This is a genomic window from Plantibacter sp. VKM Ac-2876 (assembly GCF_015350715.1).
GTDB lineage: Bacteria > Actinomycetota > Actinomycetes > Actinomycetales > Microbacteriaceae > Plantibacter > Plantibacter auratus.
This window is the reverse complement of the sequence record NZ_JADKSI010000002.1, coordinates 449176-461301: the sequence shown is the minus strand read 5'-3', so window position 1 is coordinate 461301 and position 12126 is coordinate 449176. Positions and strand designations below refer to the sequence as shown.

At 70.3% G+C, this 12126-nt stretch carries 11 protein-coding genes; 8 read left to right on the top strand and 3 right to left on the bottom strand.

The genetic code is table 11. The annotated features are described in order from the left end of the window. Positions 1 to 121 precede the first annotated feature (121 nt). The 6 genes from ITJ62_RS08515 to ITJ62_RS08490 all read left to right on the top strand — a co-directional run bounded on the left by ITJ62_RS08515 (position 122) and on the right by ITJ62_RS08490 (position 7208). Complete coding sequence (locus ITJ62_RS08515; RefSeq protein ID WP_194600969.1) at positions 122 to 1051, top strand: WcbI family polysaccharide biosynthesis putative acetyltransferase; 930 nt, start codon at positions 122 to 124, stop codon at positions 1049 to 1051. Continuing rightward, positions 1048 to 2358 (top strand): glycosyltransferase, encoded by a 1311-nt coding sequence (locus ITJ62_RS08510; RefSeq protein ID WP_194600966.1) that lies wholly within the window; start codon positions 1048 to 1050, stop codon positions 2356 to 2358. The genes ITJ62_RS08515 and ITJ62_RS08510 overlap by 4 nt, the downstream gene beginning before the upstream one ends. A 135-nt stretch (positions 2359 to 2493) precedes the next feature. Continuing rightward, positions 2494 to 3393, top strand: coding sequence for an SDR family oxidoreductase (locus tag ITJ62_RS08505; RefSeq protein ID WP_194600963.1), 900 nt, complete (start codon positions 2494 to 2496; stop codon positions 3391 to 3393). Continuing rightward, complete coding sequence (locus tag ITJ62_RS08500) at positions 3390 to 4790, top strand: alpha/beta fold hydrolase (RefSeq protein ID WP_194600960.1); 1401 nt, start codon at positions 3390 to 3392, stop codon at positions 4788 to 4790. The genes ITJ62_RS08505 and ITJ62_RS08500 overlap by 4 nt, the downstream gene beginning before the upstream one ends. Beyond that, positions 4787 to 6334, top strand: coding sequence for a GMC family oxidoreductase (locus ITJ62_RS08495; RefSeq protein WP_370581870.1), 1548 nt, complete (start codon positions 4787 to 4789; stop codon positions 6332 to 6334). Before ITJ62_RS08500 ends, ITJ62_RS08495 begins: the two co-directional genes overlap by 4 nt. A gap of 175 nt (positions 6335 to 6509) precedes the next feature. Beyond that, entirely contained in the window at positions 6510 to 7208 is a 699-nt protein-coding gene (locus tag ITJ62_RS08490) for a hypothetical protein (RefSeq protein ID WP_137241764.1), read from the top strand. 66 nt (positions 7209 to 7274) lie between these two features. Here ITJ62_RS08490 and ITJ62_RS08485 read toward each other — a convergent pair whose 3' ends face one another. After that, positions 7275 to 8219 (bottom strand): GNAT family N-acetyltransferase, encoded by a 945-nt coding sequence (locus tag ITJ62_RS08485; RefSeq protein WP_194600956.1) that lies wholly within the window; start codon positions 8217 to 8219, stop codon positions 7275 to 7277. 94 nt (positions 8220 to 8313) lie between these two features. Further along, the gene (locus tag ITJ62_RS08480) at positions 8314 to 9075 is read right to left on the bottom strand and encodes an SDR family NAD(P)-dependent oxidoreductase (RefSeq protein WP_194600953.1); all 762 of its coding nucleotides are present in this window, start codon (positions 9073 to 9075) and stop codon (positions 8314 to 8316) included. A 153-nt stretch (positions 9076 to 9228) separates the two neighbouring features. Between ITJ62_RS08480 and ITJ62_RS08475 the strand changes: the two genes are divergently transcribed. Next, positions 9229 to 9837 carry a phosphatase PAP2 family protein gene (locus ITJ62_RS08475; protein WP_194600950.1) on the top strand — a complete coding sequence of 203 codons (609 nt, stop codon included), beginning with the start codon at positions 9229 to 9231 and terminating at the stop codon, positions 9835 to 9837. Between the two features lie 37 nt (positions 9838 to 9874). Here ITJ62_RS08475 and ITJ62_RS08470 read toward each other — a convergent pair whose 3' ends face one another. Next, the gene (locus tag ITJ62_RS08470) at positions 9875 to 10780 is read right to left on the bottom strand and encodes a LysR family transcriptional regulator (protein WP_194600947.1); all 906 of its coding nucleotides are present in this window, start codon (positions 10778 to 10780) and stop codon (positions 9875 to 9877) included. A gap of 149 nt (positions 10781 to 10929) precedes the next feature. Between ITJ62_RS08470 and ITJ62_RS08465 the strand changes: the two genes are divergently transcribed. Then, entirely contained in the window at positions 10930 to 12084 is a 1155-nt protein-coding gene (locus tag ITJ62_RS08465; protein ID WP_240043873.1) for a tyramine oxidase subunit B, read from the top strand. Positions 12085 to 12126: the final 42 nt, after the last annotated feature.

Genomic DNA, 12126 nt, shown 5'->3' with positions numbered 1-12126 from the left:
CCAGCCCGATCGAGTGCGATGCTGACGCGCGTGTCCGGCGCTGATCGCAGACCTCGGCGTCCCGGCGCAACCCCGATGTGGCAGGACCGCGCTACGCTCGGCGACGGTATACCGTCGAGGCATGAGCCACACCCTGGAACCGGGTACGACCGCTGCACCCGCCGGGTCGCCGATCGAGGCACGCCGCAGGCACTACGCGGAGTTCTACGGCCTCGCTCCGTTGCCGACGGACTTCGGGGTGGTGCTCGGCAACTGCCAGGCGGAATCCCTGCGCACCGTCATGGATGCACCGGACCGCCGGTTCGTGCGCGTGCCGGCCGTGCACGAGATGACCCCCGAGGATGCGGAGCGGCTGCACGAGGTGGTCGGCGCTGCGCACACCGTGGTGTCGCAACCCATTCGGAACGACTACCACGATCTGCCGCTCGGCACGCGTCAGGTGGCAGCCTCCACGAGCGGCCGTGTGCTGACGGTGACTCCGGTGCGGTTCGGGGGCTTGCATCCGTTCCAGGCCGCCGTCCGGGTCCCCGGCGTCGAGGAGAACCCGCCGATCGTGGCGTACCACGACGTCCGGACGCTCGCGGCCGCCGCAGGCATCCCCGTCGTGTCTGCGCTCGAGCCGGACGCCGTGCGCGCGATCGGCCGAGCCTCCGTCGAGGAACTGCGGAGACGCGAGGCCGCGACCGACGTGCCGGTGTCCGACCTCTTCGACTCGGTCACCGCCGACCACGCGCGCACCGTCAACCACCCGGGGAATGCGATCTGGTTGCCGCTCGGCGCCCGCGTCCTCGACGTCCTGGGGGCCCCTGGCGGCGTCACCGACCCCGGGCGCCCTTTGCTCAACGCGGTGCGCGCGCCCATCGCACCCGAGGTCGTCGACGCCTGGTCCCTGACGGACGAGCCCCGCGACCACTGGATCATCGATGGCGTCGAGGTCGATGATGCAGAGGTGCGCGCCGCCCACATCGATTGGTATGCGTCCCACCCCGAGTTCGTCGTCGCTGCCGTCGACCGGCTCGCGGCCCAGCTCTCCGTGTGGCGTAACGCGTGACCGCGGGTGCCCAGCCGTGGGTCGTCGGCAACCGGTGGGACACGCTCGACGACGTCCGTCCTGATCCGCTGCCACGCGTCTCGGTGATCGTCGCGCACTACGACCAGCCCGGTGAGCTGCTCCGGACCCTGCACGCCCTCGCCGCGCAGGACTATCCGCGTCACCTCCTGGAGGTCATCGTCGCCGACGACGGTTCCCCGGGTGACGTGATGGTGCCGGACGACGTGATCCTCGTCCGGCAGGAGGACCAGGGGTTCCGGCTTGCCGCCGTCCGCAACCTGGGCGTGCGGGCGAGCAGCGGCGAGGTGTTGTGCTTCCTCGATGCCGACACCGTCCCCGAGCCGGGGTACGTGCGCGCGCTCACGCGGCTCCCCGCCCTGCTGCCCGAGGCGGTCACGGTGGGGCGGCGGCGTCACGCCGACTTCAGCGGGATCGCCCCGGATACACCGGTCGTCGAGGCGGCCACCGGCCGTGAGCTCGCCGAACCGGCGTGGCTCGCCGAGGAGTACGCGCGCAGTCGGGACCTGCGCGACGCGGACGACCGTTCCTATCGATTCATGATCGGCGCGGTCATCGCATGCTCGCGGAGCCTGTTCGACGAGGTCGGCGGATTCGACGAGTCCTTCACCTCGTACGGCGGTGAGGACTGGGAGTGGGCGCACCGCATGTGGCAGGCGGGAGCGGTCTTCTCCCATGTCCCGACCGCGGTGGCCTGGCACGACGGCCCCGAGTGGGCCGAGCGCGACGGTTCAGGTATCGAACGCGCAAACGCCCAGACCATGCGGCTCCTCTCGTCGATCCCGGTGGCGGGGTCCGCGCCGCGGGCGTTGTGGTCGGACGCGGCCGATCTCATGGTGCGGTTGCGGGGCGCCCACACGGCTGCCGCTCGGTTCGTCGCGGCGGACTCGCTGTTCGCCGCCTTCCCGCAGGCTCGGTTCGTCCTCGAGGACGGCGGAGCTGAGGAGCTCGGGGCAGACCCGCGCGTCCTGGGTGAAGCAGCCGGAGTCGACGCCCGAGTGACGTGGGAGCTGGACCGTCCGGTCGTGATCCTCGACCCGACGTGGATCGTCGATCTCGTCGCGCGCCTCGGCACCGGAGACGTGGGCACCGTCGAGCTCGTCGACCCGGACGGCGCGTCGCTCGGCCGCCTGCGATCCCGGCGGGCCAGGCGGCGTGAGGAACGCTGGGGCTGTCCCGATGCCTTCGAGACGCAGCAGCTCGTCGCCGACGGCGTCCACCAGCTTCGGCCTGATCCCCGGGTGGCGGCCTGGGTCGGCGGCTGGGGCGGACCCTCGTCGTTCTGCTGACCCGATCGGCGACGACGCGCTCCACGCATGGATCATGCGGCACGAACGCCGGCCCTCCGTCGGACGTCTGCACCACCGGACGCGCTGAGTGCAACCCCACCGGTTCCGGCCTGCGTCTCGTTTAGCGTGGTCGTCATGTCTCCGCGCGACCAGTACGACCTGACCAACCCCGTGACCCAGTACGACCGGGTCGAGCCCCCGCTGCAGCACCAGCCGGAGCCCGGCGTGCAGGCCAGGATGACCCCCGTTCCCGACCTCGGTGAAGCGAGCTACCGGGGCAGCGGACGCCTCACCGGTCGGAAGGCGCTCATCACGGGCGGCGACTCCGGGATCGGTGCCGCCACGGCGATCGCGTTCGCCCGTGAAGGTGCGGACGTCGTCATCGCCCACCTGCCTGGTGAGGAGGAGGACGCCGAGCACGTGCTGTCGCTCATCGCCGACGCAGGGCGCCGAGGCAAGGCGATCGTCGCCGACATCTCGCACGCCGACCAGTGCCGCCGGCTCGTCGCGGAGGCCGCGGACTTCCTCGGAGGCCTGGACGTCCTCGTCAACAACGCGGGCAAGCAGATCGCGGTCGACCGGGTGGAAGATCTCAGCGACGAGCAGTTCGAAGAGACCTTCCGGACGAACGTGTTCGCGAACTTCTGGATCACCAAGGCTGCGCTCGAGCACCTGGGCGAGGGCGCGAGCATCGTGAACACGGCGTCGCTCGAGGCGTACAAGCCGTCACCCGACCGGCTCGACTACGCGGCGACGAAGGCCGCGATCAACAACCTCTCGAAGGGGCTCGCACTGCAGCTCGCCTCGCGCGGGATCCGTGTGAACGTGGTCGCTCCCGGCCCCGTGTGGACCGCATTGCAGGTCTCCGACGGCGTCTCCGACGAGCAGATGCAGTCCTTCGACGACGAGAACACGTACCAACGTGCCGGACAGCCGGCTGAGCTCGCGCCGGCGTACGTCTACCTCGCCTCGGCGGAGTCCGGCTACGTCTCCGGGGCCACGTTGAACGTCAACGGCGGCATGGTCACCCCGTGACCGCGGCTGTGTGCACGGTCTTCTTCCTCCCCGGGCTCGGGCTCGACGCCGCCGCGGTCGCACCGGTGGCTCGCGAGCTCGACGCTCGGTTCCGGGTGATCGCCGTCGAGCTGCCCGGCCAGGGCGACACGGCCGACGCGCCGGACGGCTCGGTCGACTCGCAGGTCGATGCTGCCCTCGCCGTGATCGCGGAGCAGGCCGACGGCGGACCCTGGCTGCTGTGCGCCCACAGCATGGGCGGCAAGGTCGCCGCCGGGATCGCCGCCCGGGTCCGCGACGGCGACGTCCCCGTGTTCGGGCTCCTCGGCGTCGTGCTCCTGGCACCGTCACCGCCCACGCCCGAGCCGATGCCGGACGCCAAGCGCCACCAGATGCTCACCTGGGTCGAGGACGGGCCCATCGCCGAGGCGGACGCACAGACCTTCGTCGACGACAACGTGGGTGCACCCCTGCCGGCCCAGCTGCAGACCGCGGCCGTGGCGTCCGTGCAGGCCATGTCGCCCGTCGCGTGGCGCCGCTGGCTCGAGCAGGGCAGCCTGGAGGACATCACGTCCTCCGTCGGCACCCTCGACCTCCCGTGCACCGTGCTCGCCGGGGACCAGGACGACGCTCTCGGTGCTGCAGTGCAGCCAGAGCTGCTCTCGGACGTCTACCCCCGCGCACGATTCGTGTCGCTCGCCGGAGCCGGACATCTGCTCTCCTCCGAACGTCCGGTCGAGGTGGCGCGCGCGATCACCGAGCTGTGGGACGAGATCGTCGCCCACAGTGCGATCGTCCCCGCGGAGTGGGGGCTCGTCATCGCGTCCCCGCGGACCACGCCGCGGGTGCGGAGTGCGCTGGCACGACGCGCCTTGCCGGACGACCCCCGGTATCGGCCCCGCGCGCTGAGCTTGGAACAGCTTGACCTGCTCCGCGCCGTCGCCGCTCGCCTGGTTCCGCAGCCGCCGGGCGGACGGATCGATCTCGCCGCGCGGGTCGACGCCGACCTCGCAGCCGGCGGTGGCGACGGATGGCGGCCGGTCGGAGGACTCACGGACGACGAGGCGTACCGCGGTGGGCTGGACGACCTCCGAGTCGCCTGGCCGGATTCGACCGACGGTCAGGAGGCGTTGATCCGCGCCGTGATCGACGGCCAGGGCGTTCCAGGGGGCACCATCGACGGAGACGATCTCCGGCGCTGGTTCGAAGACCTGCGCGTGGACGTCACGCGGGAGTGGCTCATCCACCCCGCGTCGTTGGCCCGGGTCGGGTACGACGGATTCGCGACCGGCGCTGAGGACGTCGACTTCGCCGGCTACCGCGAGTTGGGTGCCGACACCAGAGACGATTGGGAGCCCTCCGACCTCGGTGCCGCACCCGCCCCCACGCCCGCACAGCAACAGGAGGACGCAGCGTGAACCTGGACGCGATGAAGACCTACGACCTCGACGACAGCGTCGACGTCGTGGTGGTCGGTACCGGTGCGGGTGGCGCACCACTGCTAGCGCGACTCGCTGAGGCGGGGCTGCGCGTCGTCGCTCTCGAGGCAGGGCCAAATCACGACCCCGCGGAGTCCACGCCGGACGAGGTCGACGCGACGACGATCAACTGGATGTCCAGCCGGTTCAGCGGCGGGGACGCTCCGACGGCGTTCGGCCCGAACAACAGCGGGTTCGGCGTCGGCGGTGGCACCGTCCACTGGGGCGCGTTCACGCCCCGGCCGGACGCCCGGGACCTGCGTCTGCGCAGCGAGACCGGTCTCGGGCGCGACTGGCCCGTCGACCATGCGGAGTTCACCCGCTACGTCGAAGAGGTCGAGGCGACCATCGGTGTCTCCGGGCCGACGCCGTATCCGTGGGACCCGTCGCGCACCTACCTGTACGCGCCGCCGAAGCGGAACGCCCCGGCTGACCTCATGGCGAAGGGCGCAGAGTCGCTCGGCATCCGCGCGACCGACGCACCCGCCGCGATCATCACCCGCGACCGCGATCAGCCGCACCACGGCCTCCGACGCGCCACGACGAACGTCGGCTCCATCCACCAGGGCGAACGCCACGGTGCGAAGGCGACGACCGCCATCACCTACCTGCCGGCGGCGGTCGCGGCGGGAGCGGAGATCCGTCCGGACGCCGTCGTGCACACCATCGAGCGGGATGCCCGCGGTCGGGTGACCGGCGTCGTCTATCGCCAGGACGGCGTCGACAAGCGGCAACGCTGCGAGGTGCTCGTGTTGGCCGGCGGCGGGGTGGAGACCCCTCGGCTCCTGCTGCACAACGACCTCGCGAACGCCAGCGGTCAGGTCGGCCGGAACTTCCTCGCCCATGGTGCGGTGCAGGTGTGGGGGCGGTTCGACGAGCAGATCCGCGGCTACCGCGGCTACCCGTCTGCGCTCATCACCGAGGACTTCGTCCGCCCTGACGGTGCTGACTTCGCCGGAGGGTATCTGTTGCAGAGCCTCGGCGTCATGCCGTTCAACTACGCGACGACCCTCGTGCGCGGAGGCGGGCTCTGGGGCACCGAGCTGGTCGACGAGCTCGACGCGTCACGGTACAACGCCGGCATCGGGATGAACGCCGAGTGTCTGCCCGCCGACGGCAACCGGCTCGAGCTGTCGTCGGAGGAGGACGAATGGGGTCTGCCGCGTGCGACCATCTCGTTCTCGCCCGGCGACAACGAGCAGGCCATCGACCGCCACGCCATCCGCACGATGACGGACATCCTCACCGCGGCCGGTGCGCGGAGCACCAGGGTCCTCGCGCGCACGGCGCACACGCTCGGCACGTGCCGGATGAGCGACGATCCGGGTGACGGCGTGGTCGACGGGGATGGTCGATCGCACGACATCGACAACCTGTGGATCTGCGACAACTCCACGTTCCCGAGCGCGCTCTCCGCGAACCCGGGCCTCGCGCAGATGGCGTTGTCGCTGCGCACGGCCGACCGGATGCTCGCGGCCCGGTAGCCGCCACAGCACGGCTCGGCGAGGAGCCGGACCGTGCTGTGGCGCCTTGACGCGCACGAGCAGTGGGCCGAGGCGCTTCGCACCTTCATCGATGCGCAGTGAGATGAGGCCGTGCGGACGGTTCTGGGCGGCCGTGTCGCCTTCCCCTGGCCCGCGGTCGGCGTAAGGTCGGCTTATGCACCCCGAGCGAACCCGCCAGCCGGCCGGGCGGCGAGCACCATCGAGGCCGCCGGCCGCGTCATCCACGGCGGCAGCCTGGAACGCCTTCCTGCTTCGAGCCGAGGCGAGGGCGTGGATCAGTGCCTCGGAACAAGGACGACGACAGCCCGAAGTCTCCGACGTCGCACTGGAGGTCCTGCTCCGGGAGTACGAGCGACCTGCGCGCTTGCTCCTCGGCCTCGCCGCCGCCGTGACGTTCGTCGTTTCCGCCACCCTGTCCGTGGCGACCGTGACGGTCTTGAATTCGTACTCGGCGGAGGCAGGGGCTGGCAGCCTGGGCATCGTGCTTTTCATCGGACTGGTCTTCGTGTTGCCGAGCGCCATCGTTTTGCTCCTGCTGCAGGTCTCCGGGTACCGAATGACCCGTTCCATCGCGGCGTGGTCCGGTGCGACACCGCAGACCGCCGGCAAGCCGGAGGCCCCCACCAAAGTGGCGGACGCCGTCGATCGTCGGGAGTCGGTGGCGTTGCGCGCCCTCTTCCTGACGGTCTCGGGGGTCGGGATCGCCTGCACGGTCGGTGAGGCCTTCTGGCTGTCCTCCGCCGAAGGCGGGTCGTTCGTGCTGCCACTCGTCGTCGCTGCGGTCCTGCAAGCGATCATCTGGCTCGCGGTCTGCGCCGGGGTCGTCCGCGTACTGCGGTCGTCGCGGGTCTGACGAGCGCGACGGTCGACCGTGTCGCGGTGCTCAGCTGACTCGGTCGGAACCGAGCCCGGGGCGAACCTACTGCTCGTGAACGATCCGAACGCGCGTGACCGAGAAACCGGCTCGATCGAAGGCGCCGCGCATCGGGGTGTTCGCGGCGTCCGTGGTGCCGACGATCCGGTCCTGCCCCGACCCGTGGTGCATGTGGACCATCTCCGCCAGGAGGTCGTGCACGTACCCGTGTCCGCGATGCTCGGGGAGCACACCCAGGTAGCTGATACTCGCGTCGTACGCCGTCCTCGTCGGGATGATGAACCCGACCATCGTCCCGTCGAGCAGCTCTGCGACCCGCCATGCGTCCCGTTCGCCGGGGAGCGAACGGTAGAACGCCAGGTCGTCGTCCGCGAGCGCCTCGAGTCCTTCGCGCGCGACCATGTCCTGCGTGTGCGCATCGAGGGTGCCGGTCGCGACCAGGGCGAACAGCTCGTGGAACGCGTCGTCCGCGGCGGCGACGAAACGAAGGCGCTGCGATCGTGCCGGCACCGGATCGGAGCTGGACCTCGCGAAGCTGACCCGCTCGGTCGTGCGCGAGAACCCACCGGCGCGTGCGGCCTCGTGGCGCCACCGCACCGCCTCCACGCTCGCAGCGTCATCCGCCCAGGCAGGGGAGACGTCGACGTTGAACTCCAGTGCGGGACCTGCGCCGAAGGCGTCCAGTCCAGCGCGAATGAGCGCAGCGCCGACACGTTCGGGCTCCGCGACTTCGACCGTGGTGGTGAGGCAGTCGAGCGTGGCGGGTCGGTTCGCGTCCCCTTGGCCCCACCAGAGTGCTCGCGCCACCGGGCGACCGTCCTGCTCGGCGATCCACGACCATTCCGGTCGATAGTTCCGACTCGCGAGTTCGGCGGTCAGCCGCTCCGGATCGACCCAAGCGACAGGTTCGTCGCAGCTCCACTCCTGCAGGAGGGCGACGTCGTCCGGGGTGGCTCGGCGGATGGTGAAGTCGTCGCGGGTGTCGGTCATCGGTTCCAGCTTGGACAGGGTCGACTCGTTTGTCCAGGTTCTGCCTGAACACCGGAGCGGCATCGCGGGCGGCGGAACGCGAAAGGTGCGCCGCCTAGTCGATGGTGTGGCCGCCGTTGACGGTGATCCGCTGGCCGGTGATGAAGCCGGTCCGGTCCGAGGCGAGGAAGGCGACGGTCTCGGCGATGTCGTCGATGGTGCCCATCCGCCCCATCGGCACCTCGGCCAGGTAGGCGGCGATCTCCTGTGGCGAGGCACCGGCGTGGCGTTCGACGGGGATCCACCCGGGTGCGACCAGGTTCACGGTGATCCCGGACGGTCCGAGTTCCCGAGCCCACGAACGGGTCAGGCCGAGCTGCGCCCCCTTCGCCGCGACGTAGGCGGACATCCCCGGCAGGGCCCGCTCGAACATGTCGGATCCGATCTGGATGATCCGGCCGAATCGTTGCTCGCGCATGTGTGGGACGGCCGCCCGCACCAGCAGTGTCGGGCTCTTGACGAAGAAGTCCAACTGGGCGAGGTGGTCGTCCCAGTCGAGGTCGTCGATCGCCACCGTCGGTTGCGGCCCGGTGGCGTTGGCGACCAGGACCGCGATCGGACCCGCGGTTCCCGTGATGTGTCCGACGAGTGAGGCGACGGCTTCCTCGTCCGTCACGTCCGCGCTGAACGCGTCGGCGGCACCGCCGGCCTGGCGGATGGACTCGACGACCTTCGCGGCCTGGTCCGCCCCGGAGCGGTAGTTCACGGCGACGAAATAGCCCTCGGACCCGAGTCGCCGGGCGATCCCCGCGCCGAGGCCTCTGGAAGCACCGGTCACCAATGCGACCCGTTGTCCTGCGAACGCGAGTGACGTCATACCGTTCCTCTGCTGATGGCGTGCGTGCTGGAACACGAACGCCGGCTGATCGATGTTGCGGGTGGCCACGGCACGCGTGAATGCATCCGGTTCCCACGCGTTCACGAGGATACCTGTCTGCATCCTGCGGGCCGCGGGCACTACTGTCATGGGGTGCAGTCGCCGTCGCATCCCAACCGCAGCCTCCGTCTGGCCCAGGTGATATCCGAGGTCTTCGGCCCGGCGCCGCTCCTCACGTTCGCGCTCGTCCAAGCCGGCATCACCACCGGCGTGCGGGGCCTCTGGACGGCTCTGCTCGGAGCGCTGCTCATCGCCGTGCTGCCCTACGCGGCGCTCATCCTGCTGGCACGGACCGGCCGGGTGAGCGGAAGGTTCGTCGCCGATCGGCGGCAGCGAGGACCGATCCTCGCCTGCGTGCTGGCGTCGGTCGTGCTCGGCGTCTCGCTGCTGGTGTGGCTCGGCGCCGGCGCCCAGCTGTTGGCGGTCGGTATCGCCTCGATCATCGGCCTGTTGGTCGTGACCGCGGTGAACCTCGTCTGGAAGCTCTCGATCCACTCCGCCATCGCGGCCTTCGTCGGCGTCCTGCAGTTCAGCTGCTTCCCGGCTCCCATCGCGACGATGCTGCTGCTGGTGCCTGCGGCCGTCGGATGGGCCCGTGTCAGGGAGAGAGCGCACACCCCGCTCCAGGTCCTCGCCGGGTACGTGAGCGGCGTCGCCGTGTTCCTCTGCTACCTGCCGATCCTCGCCGCCTTGGCGGGGTAGATCCGTCGCTCGCAGAGTCCCGGGACCGGGCTGCCCTTCACCCGAGCTGGGCGGCCGCGTCGCGGAGACACGCGATGAACGCGTCGTGGACCGGGCTCTCGTCCGCCCGTTCCTGACGAGCGGCCAGCAGGCGTGTCGTCGGCGACCCGGCGAGCGGCACGACGACGATCGACGGCGGCACCAGCTGCCGCACCGACTCGGGCAGGATCGTCGTACCGACGCCGGCCGCGACGAATCCGAGGGCGGTCTCCTGATGGACGACCTCCTCGACCACCTGGGTCCGACTCGACGTGCCGAGGATCTCCGCGACGCGGTCCACGAATCCCGGCATGAGCGCCCGCGGGTAGGAGATCATCGGGACCTCCATGAGCTCGTGCGCGGTGACCTCGGGTCGGCCCGCCAGTGCATGACCGACCGGGAGGCACGCCACGAGACGCTCCTCGAAGACGACCTCGGTCGTGAGCGCGGGGGAGCTGTCGGATGGCGTCTGCGGGACCTCGTCACGGACGATCCCGACGTCGAGCGTGCCGTCGCGGAGCCGGTCGAACTGCTCTCCTGAGGTCAACGGCACCAGGCGCAGCGTCACCCCGGGGCGGCTCGCCCGGAACAGCTGCACGACGCCGGGGAGGACCGTGTAGTTGGCCGAACTCACGAACCCCGCGGTGAGCTCCCCGGCGAGACCGTCGACGAAGTCGCGCATCTCACCCCGGACCGTGTCGAGCTCCTCGACGATGTGTCGTGCCCGCGCCTGGAGATGTCGTCCAGCGGGGGTCAGCGCCACCCGCCTCGTCGAACGGTCGAACAGTGCGGTGCCGACCTCCTGCTCGAGTCGTGCGACCTGGACGCTCAGCGGTGGCTGCGACATGTGCAGCCGTCGGGCGGCGCGACCGAAGTGGAGCTCCTCGGCGACGGCGAGGAAGTAGCGCAGCTGGCGGAGCTCCATCCCATCGACGATACGACCCTCGTATTACCGCGCTGTTTCGTCCAGATTGCGAGCGAAACGCTCTCAATCGAGGTTCGAATCGGTATTTGACCAGGAGGATCGCGACCGTGTTCGCTGAGGACCACAGACCCCGACCTGGAGGACCTCCCGTGACCGCAGACGCTTCCCCGAACACCCGGATCGACATGCTCTACCTGAGCGAACCGGAGGTCATCGCCGCCGGCATGAAGGACATGGCCCACTGCATGGAGGTCATGGAGGAGGTGTTGGTGCTCGTCGCGAAGGGTGACTACCGGATGGCCGGCCCGACCGCCAACTCGCACGGAGCACCGATCGGGTTCCCCGCCACCTCACCGTTCCCCGGTATGCCACTCGATGCCGCAGACCGCCGGTTCATGGCGATGCCCGCCTACCTCGGCGGACGCTTCGACACCGCCGGCGTCAAGTGGTACGGCTCGAACGTCGACAACCGCGAGCGGGGCCTCCCGCGCTCCATCCACCTCATCGTGCTCAACGACAAGGACACCGGTGCGCCCTACGCGATCATGTCCGGCAACCTCGAGAGCGCCTACCGCACCGCTGCCGTGCCGGGAGCCGCCGCGAAGCTCCTGGCGCCGGTGGACGCCAAGTCGCTCGGCATCATCGGGCCCGGCGCCATGAACAAGAGCGCCCTGCACGCCATGACCACCGCCCGTCCCTCGCTCGACACCATCCGCATCCACGGGCGCCGACGGTCGACCTCCGAGGCGTTCGCCGACTACGTCCGCGAGCACTACCCGCAGTTCACGACGATCGAGATCGCCGAGACGGTCGAGGCCGCCGTGCGTGACTCGGACATCGTCTCCGAAGCCGTCACCGGCCTGGTCGGGTCGGAGAACTACCCGTTCATCGACGGCGACTGGATCAAGCCCGGCGCGTTCCTCAGCCTGCCCGCCAATCTGCGCATGGACAAGGAGTACACCCTCTCCGGCAAGGCGCGCCTCATCGCCGACGCGAAGAAGATCTACGAGGCGTGGGCCGAGGAGTACCCTGCGCCGTCGCACGAGACCGCGTTCGGGATGATCGGCCTCTACTGGCAGGACCTCATCGGGACCGGCGAGCTCGACGAGTCCCGCGTGGTCAACATCGGAGACGTCTTCGACGGGAACGCCGTCGGGCGCGAGTTCCCCGAGCAGCCGGTGCTCTTCAGCGTCGGTGGGATGGGCGTCGAGGACGTCGCGTGGGCGAAGACGATCTACGAGAACGCCGTCGAGCAGGGGATCGGCACGAAGCTCAACCTCTGGGAAGCCCCAGACCTGGCCTGACCGCCGACCGGCACCGAGCACCGACACCTGTTCCACCCGAAC